This window comes from Corynebacterium sp. HMSC055D05, from assembly GCF_001810365.1.
Classification (GTDB): Bacteria; Actinomycetota; Actinomycetes; order Mycobacteriales; family Mycobacteriaceae; genus Corynebacterium; species Corynebacterium coyleae.
Genome location: NZ_KV801073.1, coordinates 169,697 through 184,671, shown reverse-complemented (window position 1 = coordinate 184,671; position 14,975 = coordinate 169,697). Strand labels below are relative to the sequence as shown.

Annotated in this window: 13 protein-coding genes; 10 read left to right on the top strand and 3 right to left on the bottom strand. The window is 62.3% G+C overall.

Annotation, left to right across the window (positions count from 1 at the left end; all coding sequences use genetic code 11):
* Positions 1-69: 69 nt before the first annotated feature.
* The 9 genes from HMPREF2734_RS06765 to HMPREF2734_RS06725 are packed head-to-tail and all read left to right on the top strand — an operon-like array spanning position 70 to position 9,400.
* Positions 70-249 (top strand): hypothetical protein, encoded by a 180-nt coding sequence (locus HMPREF2734_RS06765; RefSeq protein WP_070422226.1) that lies wholly within the window; start codon positions 70-72, stop codon positions 247-249.
* A gap of 1 nt (position 250) precedes the next feature.
* On the top strand, positions 251-1,564 hold the full coding sequence (locus tag HMPREF2734_RS06760; RefSeq protein WP_070570048.1) for an MFS transporter: 1,314 nt from the start codon (positions 251-253) through the stop codon (positions 1,562-1,564).
* A 27-nt stretch (positions 1,565-1,591) separates the two neighbouring features.
* Entirely contained in the window at positions 1,592-2,248 is a 657-nt protein-coding gene (locus HMPREF2734_RS06755; protein WP_070422228.1) for a type 1 glutamine amidotransferase family protein, read from the top strand.
* Complete coding sequence (locus HMPREF2734_RS06750; RefSeq protein ID WP_070422229.1) at positions 2,241-3,029, top strand: inositol monophosphatase family protein; 789 nt, start codon at positions 2,241-2,243, stop codon at positions 3,027-3,029. The genes HMPREF2734_RS06755 and HMPREF2734_RS06750 overlap by 8 nt, the downstream gene beginning before the upstream one ends.
* A gap of 16 nt (positions 3,030-3,045) precedes the next feature.
* Positions 3,046-3,711: a TIGR02234 family membrane protein gene (locus HMPREF2734_RS06745; RefSeq protein ID WP_070483936.1), complete on the top strand. Its 666-nt coding sequence runs from the start codon at positions 3,046-3,048 to the stop codon at positions 3,709-3,711.
* 39 nt (positions 3,712-3,750) lie between these two features.
* Positions 3,751-4,569: an indole-3-glycerol phosphate synthase TrpC gene (locus HMPREF2734_RS06740; RefSeq protein WP_070422231.1), complete on the top strand. Its 819-nt coding sequence runs from the start codon at positions 3,751-3,753 to the stop codon at positions 4,567-4,569.
* 18 nt (positions 4,570-4,587) lie between these two features.
* Positions 4,588-5,547 (top strand): prolipoprotein diacylglyceryl transferase, encoded by a 960-nt coding sequence (gene lgt / locus HMPREF2734_RS06735; RefSeq protein ID WP_070422383.1) that lies wholly within the window; start codon positions 4,588-4,590, stop codon positions 5,545-5,547.
* A complete protein-coding gene (gene pyk / locus HMPREF2734_RS06730) occupies positions 5,540-6,964 on the top strand; it encodes a pyruvate kinase (protein WP_070570220.1) in 1,425 nt (474 codons plus the stop codon). Before lgt ends, pyk begins: the two co-directional genes overlap by 8 nt.
* A gap of 18 nt (positions 6,965-6,982) precedes the next feature.
* Complete coding sequence (locus tag HMPREF2734_RS06725) at positions 6,983-9,400, top strand: excinuclease ABC subunit UvrA (protein ID WP_070570046.1); 2,418 nt, start codon at positions 6,983-6,985, stop codon at positions 9,398-9,400.
* 118 nt (positions 9,401-9,518) lie between these two features.
* Here the strand turns inward: HMPREF2734_RS06725 and HMPREF2734_RS06720 are convergent, their stop codons facing one another.
* Together HMPREF2734_RS06720 and HMPREF2734_RS06715 are read right to left on the bottom strand one after the other, a co-directional pair.
* Positions 9,519-10,262, bottom strand: coding sequence for an aminotransferase class IV (locus tag HMPREF2734_RS06720; protein WP_070570044.1), 744 nt, complete (start codon positions 10,260-10,262; stop codon positions 9,519-9,521).
* Positions 10,255-12,099 carry a chorismate-binding protein gene (locus tag HMPREF2734_RS06715; protein WP_070570042.1) on the bottom strand — a complete coding sequence of 615 codons (1,845 nt, stop codon included), beginning with the start codon at positions 12,097-12,099 and terminating at the stop codon, positions 10,255-10,257. Before HMPREF2734_RS06715 ends, HMPREF2734_RS06720 begins: the two co-directional genes overlap by 8 nt.
* 29 nt (positions 12,100-12,128) lie before the next feature.
* Between HMPREF2734_RS06715 and HMPREF2734_RS06710 the strand changes: the two genes are divergently transcribed.
* Positions 12,129-12,587, top strand: coding sequence for a GNAT family N-acetyltransferase (locus HMPREF2734_RS06710; protein WP_070450949.1), 459 nt, complete (start codon positions 12,129-12,131; stop codon positions 12,585-12,587).
* On the opposite strand, the gene HMPREF2734_RS06705 is transcribed toward HMPREF2734_RS06710, so the two are convergent.
* A complete protein-coding gene (locus HMPREF2734_RS06705) occupies positions 12,584-14,974 on the bottom strand; it encodes a glycogen/starch/alpha-glucan phosphorylase (protein WP_070570040.1) in 2,391 nt (796 codons plus the stop codon). The genes HMPREF2734_RS06710 and HMPREF2734_RS06705 overlap by 4 nt on opposite strands.
* Position 14,975: the final 1 nt, after the last annotated feature.

Below are 14,975 nucleotides of genomic sequence, written 5' to 3'. Positions count from 1 at the left end.
ATCGGACTGCGTCGTTACACTGACGGCGTACACAGCTTGAACGCGCCAATAACGCAGGAGGTTCGCCCAGTGACAGGTGCCGGAAACACATTCTTCATTCTTTTGCTGTTCCTCCTTGCAGGCATCCTCGTCGGTGGAGTGTGGTCGTCGTATCAGAACGGCTCCTCAAGAGCGGTGACTGCCGTCCTCGCGCTTCTTGCAGTTATGGCAGCCCTAGGTGGTGTGCTGATGTTGGTGGAGGTGATGTGAGATGTTCGGAGTTCGGCCCCTTACCCGCGACGAGGTTGATTCGCTAACCAATGTGTGGCGGGCCCGTGGTTTGATCCCGGTGCTCGTCGCCGTTGCATCCGCCTTCGCCGCCTGGTCGCTTCTGTTGCCGGTAGTGCCCACAGCCGTCATCGATGCCGGACAGTCTGCATCCCTTGCCGGGCTGTCCACTGGTGTGTTCATGCTGGCAACAGTGCTCACGCAGGTTTGTACGCCGTGGGCTCTGCGGAGGTTCGGCTACAGCATCATCATGGCAGTGGCCTCAATGCTTCTGGGTATCCCGGCGTTGGGGTACATCATCGGCATGGATGCAGCGCCGCTGCTGACGGTTAGTGCGATTCGTGGCATCGGCTTCGGTGCATTGTCCGTGGCTGAAGCGGCGATTATCGCGGAGCTGGTACCGCTGCGCCTGCTCGGCAGTGCCACGGGAATTTTCGGTGGTGTTGTCGGCCTTGCTCAGATGATTGCGCTGCCATCGGGCTTAGCCCTGGTGGACAGGATTGGGTACGACGCCGTGTATATTATCGCCGCATCGATCGGTGGCATCTCGCTCATTGCCTGTGCGGCGATCCCTGCTATTCCACCACCGGATCCCGAGCCAGAGACCACAAACATGGTCCATGTGCCCATGTGGCATCTGGTGCTCGTGCCGGCACTCGCGTTGATGTTTGTGACCACTGCTTACGGTGCGATCACGAACTTCTTGCCGGTCTCCATGCGTGATCTCGACCCGGCCACGGGTGCCGCGATGGGCGGCGTAATGCTCGGCGTGATGAACTTTGCGTCGATGATCTCGCGCTACACGGCAGGCAAGATCATGGACCGTCGTGGGCAGCCTGGCACCGTGCTCATCCCATGCCAGGTCCTTTGTGCACTCGGCGTGTTGCTCATGGCAGCCATCTTGGCGCTTGAGCTACCGGTTTGGACCATGCTGCTGGCCGCCCTGTGTTACGGCGCAGGCTTCGGCGCGGTGCAAAACGAGGCACTGACCATGATGTTCTACCGCCTGCCGCGCTCGAAGACCTCGGAAGCTTCTGCTATCTGGAACATTGCTTTCGACGGCGGGACGGGCCTGGGTTCTACCTTCTACGGCATGCTCATTGCCACGATGGCGTTCGCGCCGATGTTTGGCATCGCCTCCGGTGTCATCGCGATTGGGCTGATTGTCACGTTGCTTGACCGTCAGTTGGGCCGTCACCGTGTGGTGGAAGTTAACAATCTGTCGGCTCGTTTGAAGGCTGTGCAGGCGCCGCGTCGTTATCCGTCGAAGAATAAGAAGCAGCCGAAGAACCAGTAATCGGGGGAGCGGATACACTACGCAACCATGACGAACACCCCGGCAAGCCCGACAGTCGCGGTACTTGATTACCTCGGCAGTGAGACCACCACCAGCCTTGTCAGTGCTTTGGTGAATGCAGGTGCTGATGCTTTTGCCACCACTGACCCCGACAAGGCTGTGCAGGCAAGCGGTCTTGTCCTGCCTGGTGGGGCATCGTTTGCAGACGCTGCTGCGGCGATCAAGCGCATCAAAGGGGATCGCATCGTAGGCCAGCGTCTGGCAGGGGGTAGGGCACTGCTTGCGGTCGGCACTGGAATGCACGTGCTTTTCGACGACGCCGTGACCGGCAGCCGCACCACACCAGGCCTTGGGGAGTGGCCGGGCCAAGTTGTGGAGGCAGCATTTGAAGCGGGGGAGTACCCCGTCGTGGCGGCAGATGGTTCGAAGCTGCTGGCCGGAATTGTTGGAGACGTGTTCTTCGACGCGCCACAAGCCGTGAAGTCGTTCCCGTTGGCAGAGGATGACTTCATCGCCTACCCGAAACTGTCTTGGGCAGACATCAACGGCGAGCGCATCCTTGCCGCTGTAGAAAATGGGCCATTGTGGGCGATGGCGTTCGACCCAGCCATGTCCGGTGAGGTTGGTGTGAGCGTGCTGGGCAACTGGGTGCAGCAGCTGCAGCCGGAGGTGTCTCATGCATAAGCCGGCGGAGCTGCTTGATGCTGCATTGTGCGCGGTTGATGAGGCGCGTGAGGTATTCGTCGACAAAGTGGGGGCTGCTCCTGCACTGCGCAAGGGGGCCGGCGACTTTGCCACAGAGGCTGATCTGATCATTGAGAAGCTGTTGCGCAAGCGTCTGACGGACACGACTGGCATTGCGGTGTACGGCGAGGAACAAGGCGGGTCGTTTGATCCGGAGGCGTGCTGGGTTGTTGACCCGATCGACGGTACGTCGAACTACTCGTCCGGCAATCCGAACTGCGCCATCCTGTGCACGCTGCTGCTTGGTGGAAAACCGGTCGCAGCGATTACCGATGCGCCGCTGCTGAACATGCGCCTCACCGCGGTCGATGGCGAGCCCGTGCACCTCAACGGCAACGCCTTGCCACCGGTTGGTGCGCTGACTTCCGCTGCGGAGCAGGTGGGGATTGGCTCGTTGGCCTCGGCGGATAGGCAGCGATACCCAGCATCGTTCCGTCTCGACTTGGCAGGCGCACTCACGGATTCGCACCTGCGGCCGCGCATCAGCGGATCGGTCGGCGTTGACCTGGCCTTCGTCGCGCAGGGGATCTACCAGGCTGCGGTCAGTTTTTCCCCGCACATCTGGGATAACGCAGCTGGTGTGTTGTTGGCACGCAGTGCAGGGGCGAACGCAAGCGCGTTTGATGGTTCGGAATGGACTCCGACCACCGCCGGTGTGGTTATCGGTACACCGCATGCGCATCGTACTGTGCTCGATGCGATCCAGATGGTTGCAAAGTAGCGGAAGGACGCTTCAGATGAAGAAGAACAAAACCGGTGCACTGCTGCTCGGTGTGGCGGGTGCGGTGATGTGGGGCTTTTCCCGCATGGACTGGGTGACCGCGAAGTACAACGACGACCTCTCCGGCGAAGGTGTAGCAACCATCACCGGCGCGGAGTGGTCCACCGAGATCACCGCAGTGGCGGTGCTGCTGCTCGCCGGTGCGATTGCCGCGTTTGCGTTGCGCAAGGTCGGTCGTCGTGTTATCGGCGGAATTTGCGCGCTCGCCGCCGCTGCTGCTGTCATCCCAGCAGCAGCGCTTCTGGCGCGTGGTGCTGACCATGAGCGTATCCACGCCATCTTGACGGCAGGGGCGGAACAGGCAGCCACGGATACGTCCTCCGCTGCTATTGCGAACTGGGCGGAGATCACCGCCGCCGACGTTGCTGTGGTAGGCCCAGTACTCACGATCGTGGGATGTGTGCTGGGGGTGATTGGCGGTGCGATGCTCGTCGTCAAGCCTGGCGAGGATGCGCCGAAGCAACACAAATACGAGAAGGAAGCTGTGCGCAAAGAAACCATCCGTCACGACCTGAAAGAGGAGCCGGATTCCGGACGCGTGATGTGGGATGCGCTCGACGCGGATATCGACCCGACCGAAACTGGTGACGAGGATTTTCGTCCTACGCAGGGCAACCGCTAACCTATAGCGCTATAGGCCGTATCACCTGGAGGTAGGCGCATGTCGGCACCGAGCGCGGTATCAAACGTTGTCGCTGGTGTGCTCCGTGATGTCGAAAAACGCGAAGCGGTCGTGCCGTTCCAGGAAATCAAGGCCCGCTCGCGCGACATGCCCCCAACCCGCGATGCTAAAGCAGCACTTTTGCGCCACGGCTGCGGGGTCATCGTGGAGATCAAACGCAACTCGCCAGTTTTTGGCCCAACCGCGGTAGGCAGACGCTCGATCGAGTCGGTTGCCCAAGACATCGAGCGCGGTGGCGCCCACCTCATCGCTTGCCAGACAGAGCGGCTGCGTTTCGACGGCTCCCTGGCAGATCTGGCCAACGCCCGCGCAGCCGTAAGCCTGCCGATGGTGTGTCGCGATGTCATCGTCGACCCGTACCAGATCCACGAGGCCCGCTGCTACGGCGCCGACATGCTCCCGCTGCAGGTAGGCATCCTCGAACAGCCGCGCCTGGAGGCACTGCTGGACCGAGTGGAATCGCTGGGCATGGTCGGTGTGGCCGAGGTGCGCACGCCAGCGGAGGCGGATCGGGCCCTTAAGGCCGGCGTGAGTGTGATCGCGGTGAACTCCTGGACCTTTGACACCAACGACCTCAACCGCAACGCCTTTGCGGATATCGCGCCGGGGCTTCCCACCGAAGTGATCAAGATCAGCCTGGGTGGTGTGACCACTCCGCGTGACCTGATGGACGCCGCCGCGTGTGGTGCGGATGCCGTGTTGGCAGCGGAGGCTGTGATGGCGTCTGGCGATGTGTACGAGGCAACCCGCTCTTTGGCGGCCGCGGGACAGCACCCAGCCTGTCCATCGCGGAATTAAACTGGCACACTGTTGGGCGTGCAAACAACACTTCTGGCAAACATTCCTTCCCCGCCGCAGGGGGTGTGGCAGCTCGGACCGATTCCGATTCGTGCCTATGCGCTGTGCATCATGGCGGGCATTGTTGTCGCGCTGTTGATTTCCCTGCGTCGCTACAAGGCCCGCGGTGGTAATCCGGAGACGATCTGGGATGCAGCGATCGTGATTATCCCGACCGGCATTATCGGCGGGCGCCTTTACCACGTGATCACGGATTACGATAAGTACTTCGGTGAGGGCAAGAACCCGTGGAAGGCCTTCGACATCACCTCGGGTGGGTTGGGCATCATCGGCGCAGTCGCGCTGGGAACCCTGTGCGTGTGGGTGATGATGCGCCGCAAGGGCCTTCCGTTCGCGCCACTTGCGGATGCAGTTGCGCCGACGGTGATTCTCGCCCAAGGCATCGGCCGGTTGGGCAATTACTTCAACCAGGAGCTCTATGGGGCCGAAACCAATGTGCCGTGGGCGCTGGATATTTACTACCGCGTCAACGAGGCGGGGGAGTTCGCGCCGCTGACCGGCCGGTCCACCGGTGAGGTGATCGCGAGCGTGCACCCGACGTTCCTCTACGAGCTGATCTGGAACGTTGCGGTGTTCTTCCTGCTCATCTGGATTGACCGCCGCCGGCGCCTGGGCCATGGCAGCGTGTTTTGGCTCTATGTCGCGGGTTATACCCTTGGCCGGTTCTTCATCGAGCTGATGCGTAGCGACGAAGCCACGCTCATCCTCGGCCTGCGCGTCAACACCTGGATGACCGCAATCTTGTTCATCATCGCGGTGGTGATGTTCATGCGCACACCGAAGGGGCGCGAGACCCCGGAAGAGGTCGATCCGGATTACAACGCACCGTCCACGGCAGAAGAGGACAATCCGGAGTACCGTGTTGCGGTGGAAGACACGCGAGAAGCCTACGAAGGTGAGGTTGGAAAACGTGGATAGGAAAACGAAGATCGTTTGTACGCTCGGTCCCGCTGTGGCCAGCAAGGATGCGATCTTAGGACTCGTGCGCGACGGCATGGATGTCGCGCGCCTGAACTTTTCGCACGGCGATTACCCGGATCACGAGCAGAATTACCGTTGGGTGCGCGAAGCCACTGATGAGACCGGCCATGCGGTCGGCATTTTGGCGGACTTGCAGGGCCCGAAGATTCGCCTTGGCCGCTTTGAAGGCGACGGCAAAACCTACTGGGAGACGGGCGAAACCGTCCGCATCACCGTCGACGATGTTGTAGGTACGCACGACCGTGTGTCTACGACGTACAAGCAGCTGGCCAAGGATGCGAAGCCGGGGGACCGTTTGCTTGTCGACGACGGCAAGGTCGGCCTCGTCTGCACCGACATCGACGGCAACGACGTAGTCTGCCGCGTCACCGAGGGCGGCCCGGTGTCGAACAACAAGGGCGTGTCGCTTCCGGGCATGGACATCTCCGTGCCTGCGCTGAGCGAGAAGGACAAGGAAGATCTGCGGTTCGCGCTGAAGCTCGGCGTGGACATTATTGCGTTGTCGTTCGTCCGTTCGCCGTCTGATGTCGAGCTCGTGCACGAGATCATGGATGAGGTCGGCCGGCGCGTGCCGGTCGTCGCAAAGCTGGAAAAGCCCGAGGCTGTCGACGCGTTGGAGTCCATCATCCTTGCATTCGACGCCGTGATGGTCGCTCGTGGTGACCTGGGTGTGGAGATCCCGCTCGAGCAGGTGCCGGCTGTGCAGAAGCGTGTGATTCAGATTGCGCGTGAGAATGCGAAGCCGGTGATAGTCGCTACGCAGATGCTCGACTCGATGATTGAGAACTCCCGCCCGACCCGCGCGGAGGCCTCCGATGTGGCCAACGCTGTGCTCGACGGCGCGGACGCCGTGATGCTGTCCGGCGAGACATCCGTGGGTGTGGACCCGCACAACGTGGTGCGCACCATGAGCCGCATCGTCCGCTCTGCTGAAACGATGGGCAACGTCCCGCCGCTGAACCACATTCCGCGCACCAAGCGTGGCGTGGTGTCCTACTCGGCTAACGACATTGCGCAGCGACTTAACGCACGTGCGATTGTCACGTTTACGACCTCCGGCGATACTGCACGCCGCGTGGCGCGTCTGCACCCGGACCTGCCACTGCTCGTGTTCACACCGGTGCAGCAGGTCCGCTCGCAACTCGCCATGACCTGGGGTGCGGAGACGTTCCTGTGCGATGAGGTCAACAGCACCGACGAGATGGTCAAGGTTGTGGACAAGCAATTGCTGGCCATGGACCAGTACCACGAAGGCGACACCATGGTGGTCGTCGCGGGCACCCCGCCAGGAGTTGCGGGCACTACCAACACGATCCTCGTGCACCAACTCGGCGAGGACACGCGAAACCCCTAACGCGTTACCCTGGTGGGCATGCCTGAAACACATGCTGGAATCCAAGTACGCGATGCCCACCTACACAACCTGCGCAACGTGGACGTGGATATCCCACGCGGCACTCTCGTTGCGGTGACAGGGGTGTCAGGCTCCGGCAAGTCGTCGCTGGCGTTCGGCACCATCCACGGGGAGGGACAACGGCGCTACCTTGAATCGGTGGCGCCGTTTGCGCGTCGCCTGATTGGTTCTGCAGTAGACCCGCAGGTCGGCGCGGTTGAGGGACTGCCGCCGACCGTGGCGCTCGAACAGTCCACCTCCGGGGGCGGGGCGCGCTCGACGGTGGGGACGGTCTCGGCGCTGTCCAACAGCATCCGCCTGCTGTACTCGCGCGCTGGCGATAACCCGAAGGGGCTGTACTCCGACTCGTTTTCGCCCAACACGCCGGAAGGCATGTGCCCGACGTGCCAGGGCACAGGTGTCGTGCACGAGCCAACCGAAGAGTCGATGGTGCCGGACCCGACGCTATCCATCGAGGAGGGCGCGATTAAAGCCTGGCCTGGCGCGTGGGCAGGTAAGAACTTCCACGACATTTTGCAGACGCTGGGCTACGACCTCGATTCACCCTGGCAGGATCTGCCGAAGAAGGACCGTGACTGGATCCTGTTCACCGACGAGCGCCCCGTGGTGACCGTGAAACCGCTGCGCGGCGCGGACCAGATCCAGCGAAACTACAAAGGCACCTGGCGATCTGTGGCGTCGTATCTGACCAGTACACTCGCCGAAACACAGTCCGATACCCTGCGCAAACGCGTGCTGTCCTACATGGAGTCACGCGTCTGCGAGACCTGCCACGGCCGTCGCCTCAACCCGGAAGCACTCAAGGTTACCTATGCTGGCATGCCCATCGACCAACTCGGCGCCTTGCCTCTCGACCGTGTCTATGAGGTACTCGCGGCACAGAAGCCCTCGGAGGGCTCCGCCGAAGACTTGCTGCTCAAACAGATTTTGCCCGCGGTGCAGTCCGCACTCGACTTGGGCCTTGCGCACTTGAGCCTGGATCGGCCCGCGCCCACGTTGTCCGCGGGTGAGTTGCAGCGCATCCGTTTGTCCTCGCAGCTGCGCTCCGGCCTGTTCGGTGTGGCGTATGTGCTCGACGAGCCGTCAGCGGGCCTACACCCGTCCGAGCGTGGTGCGGTGCTGGATATTTGCCGCCGATTCATCGACGCAGGCAATTCCGTTCTCTTGGTGGAACACGACATGGAACTCGTTGCCCAGACTGACTGGCTCGTCGACGTCGGGCCGCTCGCGGGTGAGCGCGGCGGCGAAGTGGTCTATTCCGGCCCCACCAGCGAATACTCCGGCGATGCGCCAACTGCCCGCGCGCTTGCCAACCGCAAGCTCTCGCTTAACGACGACCCCCGCGCCGCCACCGGCGAACTTTCCCTGTCCGGTGTCTCGGCCCGCTCCATCGACGGCCTGGATGTGTCGTTTGGGATGGGGCAGTTCACCGCCGTGGCTGGTGTGTCTGGTTCAGGCAAGTCGACGCTGGTCAGCACCGTTCTCGCCGGTGTCCTTCGCGACGCCGCCTCTACCGTTGTTGATGAAGACGATGAGGTGGGACAGGAGGGCGAGTGGGGCGTCGATAAGCATGATGGCTTTGACGCTGTCACCCGCGTCGTGCAAATTACCCAAAAGCCGATCGGGCGCACCCCGCGGTCAACCCTGGCCACCTACACCGGACTCTTCGACGGCGTGCGCAAACTCTTCGCCAACACCGACGAAGCAAAGCGACGCAAATGGAGCGTGTCGCGCTTTTCCTACAACGTCAAGCAAGGACAGTGCCCGACCTGCGGCGGCGCCGGCAAGATCGAAGTCGAGCTAGTGTTCCTGCCCGGCTCGTACACCACCTGCCCCGACTGCGGCGGTGCACGCTACAACGACGAAACCCTCGAAGTGACCTGGGAAAGACTCAGTGTTGCGGACGTGCTGGAGTTGACCGTCGACGAAGCAGCCGACGTATTCGCCGACGAACCGAAGATCCTGCGCGCCGTCGAAACTCTGCAAGCCGTGGGGCTGGGGTACCTGCGCCTCGGCCAGGGCGCGCCCGAACTGTCCGGTGGCGAGGCACAGCGCATCAAACTCGCCACCGAGTTGCAGCGCTCCCGCAACTCGCGCCGGGGCCACACCGTGTACCTCCTCGACGAGCCCACCACCGGCCTGCATCCGGCCGACATCTCACTGCTAGTCAAGGAACTCAACAGCCTCGTCGATGCAGGCCAAACCGTGATCGTGGTCGAGCATGACGTCTCCGTGATCGCGCAGGCGGACCGTGTCATCGAGATGGGCCCCGGCGCTGGCGCCGACGGCGGACAAGTTGTGGCTTCGGGCACCCCGTCAGAGCTCGCAAAGTGCGACACCGCAACAGGGCGCGTGCTCGCCGAGCGGTCGGCATAGTCCCGGAGGCTCGTTCGGTTTCGGACCCGGCGGTGGTGCGACGCTATGCAGCGGCATAGTGTGTTGGCGGTTGTAGAGACTATGCAGCGGCATAGTCCTGGGGACCCACGGTGTTTCGCTATGCCTCGATGTGCCATTCGGTCGTAAAACTGCCCCACCACCAGTCGCGCCACTCGTTGAAACTTGGGTGGACCGGCGGAGTGATCACATCGTCGCCTACATGCAGTTCGCTGACGGGGCTAATGCCGTGGAGCGAGTTGAGGAACCACAACGGGTGCTTGGCGGCGAGTTCGGGTTTGAGCTGACGGCGCTCCACCCGCATATCTAACTTCTCGGCGCGCGCGACAACCTGGTGCAGTGTGACACTCGGCAGCCACACGCCGTCGGGCAGACACAGGGAGTCGCCGTCCCACATCACGAGCGCGCCGGTGGTGGTCTCCAGCATGGAGCCATGCTTATCGACGATCACCGTGTCGTCCGTCCCCTCCACCTGGTACCGCGAACGGTACGCGTGAAATGCGGCGAAGTCGGGGCCTTTCACCTCGGGCTGGGTGCGCGGGTCTGGGGCTTGCGTGTAGGTCAGTGAGGTGGTGGGGCGAGGGGATGGGGCGGGGCGGACGTCGAGAAGCAAAAGCCCTGAGGAGAGCGCGATGCGGGGGAAGAGTTCGCCTTCGCTGAGCAGCGGCAGCATCGCGTCGACAAACCCGGCGGGGAGCGGACCGGCGGTGCGAGTGAAGCGCTCGATGTGCAGGCTGAGGCCGTTGGTGCTGCCGGAGGAGTGGCGCCAAGAATCTGCGACGTCGATGGGGCCGTCAAGGAAGTCACGTGGAACAAACGCGCCGTGCCAGGCGTACTTACGCATCCCACGCTCCTAAAACGGACTGGGCCTTCAGGTTGCGCTCGGCGATCTCAGCGGAAGGGTCGGAGGCGAGCACGATCGCGCCACCTGCACCGACTGTCACAGTGGAGCCGGCGCGTACTGCGGCGCGGATGACCACCGACAGGTCGGCTTGGCCGTCGAACCCGATGTAGCCGAGCGCGCCCGAGTAGACGCCGCGCGGGGAGGTTTCCAGCCGGTCGATGATTTCGCACGTCCGTAGTTTCGGTGCGCCGGTCATGGAACCGGGCGGGAAGGTGGCACGGATGGCGTCGACGGCAGTGGCTCCCTCGCGTAGCTGCCCGGTGATGGTGGAAACCAGTTGGTGCACGGTGGCATACGACTCCACCTGCATCAGACCCGGGACCTGTACGCTGCCGGGTTCGCAGACGCGGGAAAGATCGTTGCGCAGCAGGTCGACGATCATGAGGTTTTCGGCGCGGGTTTTGTCGTCGTGAAGCAATGCGGGGTCCTGATCAGCGGGAATGGTGCCCTTGATCGGCTTGGCCTCCACCTCGCGGCCACGCACGGTGAGGAAACGTTCGGGCGAGGCGCTGGCGACTTCCACACCGTCGAAGATGAGGTGCGCGGCATATGGCGCGGGGTTGTGCTCACGCAGCGGCGCATAGATCTCGCCGGTTGCTTCGGCGGTGTAGGTGTCGGTCAGGCAGACCTCGTAACTCTCACCGGCGCGCAGCAGGTCCTGTGCTTTCTCGATGCAGTCGAGGTAATCAGGGTTGCTCCAGGAACCATTGCTAATCGACGACCCCCGCGCACCGTCCGCCCCATCCAAGGCCTTCTCGAGGCGGTCAAGGAGTGCATCCGTGCCGTCGCCGGCGAGTGCACACAAGTGGGCGATTTCGGCCTCGTGGTCGTAAACGATGAACGATTGCGGGCGCACAAAGTAAGCGTCCGGGTATGGGGAGCGGTGGCGCAGCGTGATCGGAAGGGTAAGCTCCGCGCACTCGTAGCCGAGGTACCCAATGACACCGCCGGTAAAGGGCAGGTCAGGCGCGTCGTGGAGAGGGGCGGACAGTTCGCGTTGGAGGGTGTGGAGGATATCGGGGTCGCTACCAAGCGAATAGCGAAACGAGCGCGACAGGGCGCCCGCGGTGTCTCCGAGGATGGAGAAACGCCCGCGGGGGTCGGCGGAATCGAGGAAAAACGCATCGTTGCCGTCGCGATTGATCGCGTTGAAGACGCGCTGGCAGTCGAGTGCGCCGGGCACCTCGCGGTGCAGCAACCGCCAGCCGCCGAGGAAGTTACGCATGATCGCGGCGCCGTGCTCAGTCAGCACCGATTCGGGGTGGAACTGCACACCCCAATGCGGAGCGCCATCGACCTTGAGCGCCTGGATGACGCCGTCTTCGCTGCGAGCGTGCACGGTGACGCCGGGGATTTCCTCGACGTGCAGAGAGTGGTAGCGCACCACCTGAAAACCCTGCGGAATACCAGCGAAAATGCCCTCACCGGAATGGGTAATTGTGGAAACGAACCCGTGGCGAGGCTCCGGAGCACGAGTGACGGAGGCCCCTGCGAGCATCGCCAGACCCTGGTGTCCCAGACACACGCCCAGCAGCGGGACCCCGGAATCGGCGGCAGCCTCAATCACGCGCCGGGACGTACCAAAGTCTTCCTCGCGTTCGGGGGTACCTGGCCCGGGGGAGATCACAACGTGGCTGAACTCGCCGGCGCGCACACGCTGTGGAAGGTCAGCACCCTCGCCAGCAGGCACAACGAGTGGTTCGCGGCCGGCAGCCTCGGCGATGAGGTGGGCGAGGTTGAACGTGTATGAATCGTAATTGTCAATGAGCAGGATCATCGATTCGGAATCGTATAGCGTTGACGCGCATGGACGCCAGCATCCGACAAGCAAGCGCACAAGACGCCATCGCCATTGCCGACATGCACTACCGCTCCCGTGCCCAAGCATTCCGGGGGCATATTGACGACGACGTCCTCGACGATCACGCAGCACTCGAACAACAGTGGGTCGAGTACTTCCGCAACCCGAACGGCCGCGTCGCAATCGCGGAGTTTGACGGAAAGATCATCGGGTTGGCGTACGGCATCCCAGGCGAGCGCACCGAACTTCGCAACCTGTACCTGCTCGAGGACGCAGCAGGGACCGGAGTGGCGCCGAAGCTTCTCGACGCCGTCATCCACCCCGGCGAACCAGCATTTCTCTGGGTGGCAGACTTCAACGACCGCGCCCAGGCCTTCTACACCAAGCAAGGCTTTGCGTTTGATGGTGAGTCGAAAACCCATGAGCGGGACAAGATCACCACCAAACGCATGGTGCGCGATTAGTTGATCGGGGTTGGGCTGATCTTCCAGACCTCGTCGGCGTAGTCGCGGATGGTGCGGTCGGAGGAGAATCGGCCAGACTCGCAAATGTTGATCCAGCACTTCCGCGCCCACTCGTCCTGGTCGGCGTAGTAGTCAGCGGCCATACGGTCGCGAGTCGCACGGAAATCAGCGAAGTCGCCTAAGACGTAGAAGACGTCGCGCTCGCCGTAGCCGTTGTCGTCGAGAAGCGATGCGCGAATGTCGTGGAAGGCTCCGGTGCCACGGTCATCCAAGGTGCCGTCGACAAGCGCATCGAGTGCGCGCATGAGCCCTGGGGTCTGCTCCGCAACCTGGCGCGGGTTGTAGTGCGTCTTCAACTCCGGCAGGTCCTCCTCGCGGGCGCCGAAGATGTAGGCGTTGTCCTCGCCAACAGCATCGACGATCTCCACATTCGCGCCGTCCATCGTGCCCAGCGTGAGCGCGCCATTCATCATGAACTTCATGTTCGATGTGCCCGAGGCCTCTTTGCCAGCGGTGGAAATCTGCTCGGAAACATCCGTTGCCGGGATGATCTGCTCGGCGGGGGAGACGTTGTAGTTCTCCACGAACACCACATGGATGTACTGGGAAGCAACCGGATCATTATTCACCAGCTCAGCGATGGTGTTGATGAGCTTGATGATGCCCTTCGCCGTGACGTAACCCGGGGCCGCCTTCGCACCAAAGATGAACGTGCGCTTCGGGATGTTGTGCTCGCCATCCTTGGTGATCCGGAAGTACAAATCCAAGATGTACAGGGCGTTCATCAACTGGCGCTTGTACTCATGCAGACGCTTGATCTGGGTGTCAAAGATCGAGTCTGGGTCGATCACCGCACCCTGGCGGGCGTTGATCCATCCGGCGAAGTCTCGCTTGTTCGCTGCCTTGATCTCGCGCAGCTCGCGCATGATATCCGGGTCGTCCGCGAAGTGGCGTAGCTCCTGCAGCTTGGACAGGTCGGTGACCCACTCGTCCGAACCCGCGAGACGGTCCAACAGCTCGGACAAGCGCGGGTTGCACATACGCAGCCAACGGCGAGGGGTCACACCGTTGGTCTTGTTGTTAAAACGTTCCGGGTACAACCCGTGCCAGAAGCCGAGCGTGTCGCGTTTGATGATCTCCGTGTGAAGCGCAGCCACACCATTGACCGAATAGGAGGCGTAGCAGGCGATCCATGCCATGTGGACGCGACCGTCGTGGATCGGGGAGTGGTGGTGCGCCGTTTCTGGATCCACCCCGCGGGCCTCCATATCAAGGCGGTAACGGCGGTCAATCTCTTCCACAATCTCCCAGATGCGCCAGAAGAGCTGCTTGAAGATGGACTCCTCCCAGGTCTCCAGCGCCTCCTGCAGCACCGTGTGGTTGGTGTAGGCAAACGTGTTGGTGGTGACTTCCCAGGCGTCGTCCCAGCCGAGTCCGTGCTCGTCCATAAGCAAACGCATTAGCTCAGGAATGCCGAGCACCGGGTGTGTGTCGTTGAGCTGGATCGAGTTGTACTTATGGAAGTTGCGCAGGTCGTCGCCGTGGGCGGCGCGGTAGTCGTCGATAAGTTCCTGCAACGATGCAGACACGAAGAAGTATTGCTGACGCACGCGCAGCAACTTGCCGGCGTACGTGGTGTCGTTCGGGTAGAGCACACGCGTGATGTCGTGGACAGCCTCGCGCTCAAGGATCGCGTCGGCAAAGCGCTGAGAATTGAACGCGTCATAGTCGAACTCATCGATCGGGGAAGCGTCCCACAGACGCAGTGTGCCCACATTGTTCGTGCCGTAACCCGTGATCGGCATGTGGTACGGAATTGCGCGCACATCCATGTCGTCGAAATGAACAATGCGCTGCTCAGAGCCACGACGCACGATAAACGGGTAGAACGATTCCTTCCAACGGTCCGGGTGCTCGCGCTGGAAGCCGTCCTCGAACTCCTGGCGGAACAACCCGTAGCGGTACAGCAGGCCATAGCCGGTCAGCGGATAGTCCTGCGTCGCTGCCGAATCCAAGAAGCAGGCGGCGAGGCGGCCGAGCCCGCCATTGCCCAGTGCCGCGTCGTGTTCTGCCTCCAACACGTCGGAGAGCTCGTGGCCCAACTCGCGGGTCACCGCCTCAGCCTTATCGACGAGCCCAAGGTTTGTCAGATTGTTCAGCAGCGCACGGCCCTGCAAAAACTCCGCCGAGAAATACGCAGCGCGACGAGCCTTGCGGTAGGCGTTGCGGGTTTCATCCCAATCGTCGGCGATCTGCTCAACGACAGCGGCCGACAAGCCGGTCCAAAACTTCTTTACGGTTGCGGCTTGCGGCGACTTGCCGGCAAAGCCACGGACATGGCCTGCGATCGTCTGCTCAAATGTGGGTGACTGCTTGGAGAACGTCATG

Excerpts from the sequence above, each read along its gene's own strand:
- HMPREF2734_RS06715 (WP_070570042.1), bottom strand. The coding sequence starts at position 12,099 with ATGATCCTGCTCATTGACAATTACGATTCATACACGTTCAACCTCGCC.
- HMPREF2734_RS06725 (WP_070570046.1), top strand. The coding sequence starts at position 6,983 with ATGCCTGAAACACATGCTGGAATCCAAGTACGCGATGCCCACCTACAC.
- HMPREF2734_RS06755 (WP_070422228.1), top strand. The coding sequence starts at position 1,592 with ATGACGAACACCCCGGCAAGCCCGACAGTCGCGGTACTTGATTACCTC.
- HMPREF2734_RS06745 (WP_070483936.1), top strand. The coding sequence starts at position 3,046 with ATGAAGAAGAACAAAACCGGTGCACTGCTGCTCGGTGTGGCGGGTGCG.
- HMPREF2734_RS06720 (WP_070570044.1), bottom strand. The coding sequence starts at position 10,262 with ATGCGTAAGTACGCCTGGCACGGCGCGTTTGTTCCACGTGACTTCCTT.
- HMPREF2734_RS06750 (WP_070422229.1), top strand. The coding sequence starts at position 2,241 with ATGCATAAGCCGGCGGAGCTGCTTGATGCTGCATTGTGCGCGGTTGAT.
- HMPREF2734_RS06710 (WP_070450949.1), top strand. The coding sequence starts at position 12,129 with ATGGACGCCAGCATCCGACAAGCAAGCGCACAAGACGCCATCGCCATT.
- HMPREF2734_RS06760 (WP_070570048.1), top strand. The coding sequence starts at position 251 with ATGTTCGGAGTTCGGCCCCTTACCCGCGACGAGGTTGATTCGCTAACC.
- HMPREF2734_RS06705 (WP_070570040.1), bottom strand. The coding sequence starts at position 14,974 with ATGACGTTCTCCAAGCAGTCACCCACATTTGAGCAGACGATCGCAGGC.
- HMPREF2734_RS06740 (WP_070422231.1), top strand. The coding sequence starts at position 3,751 with ATGTCGGCACCGAGCGCGGTATCAAACGTTGTCGCTGGTGTGCTCCGT.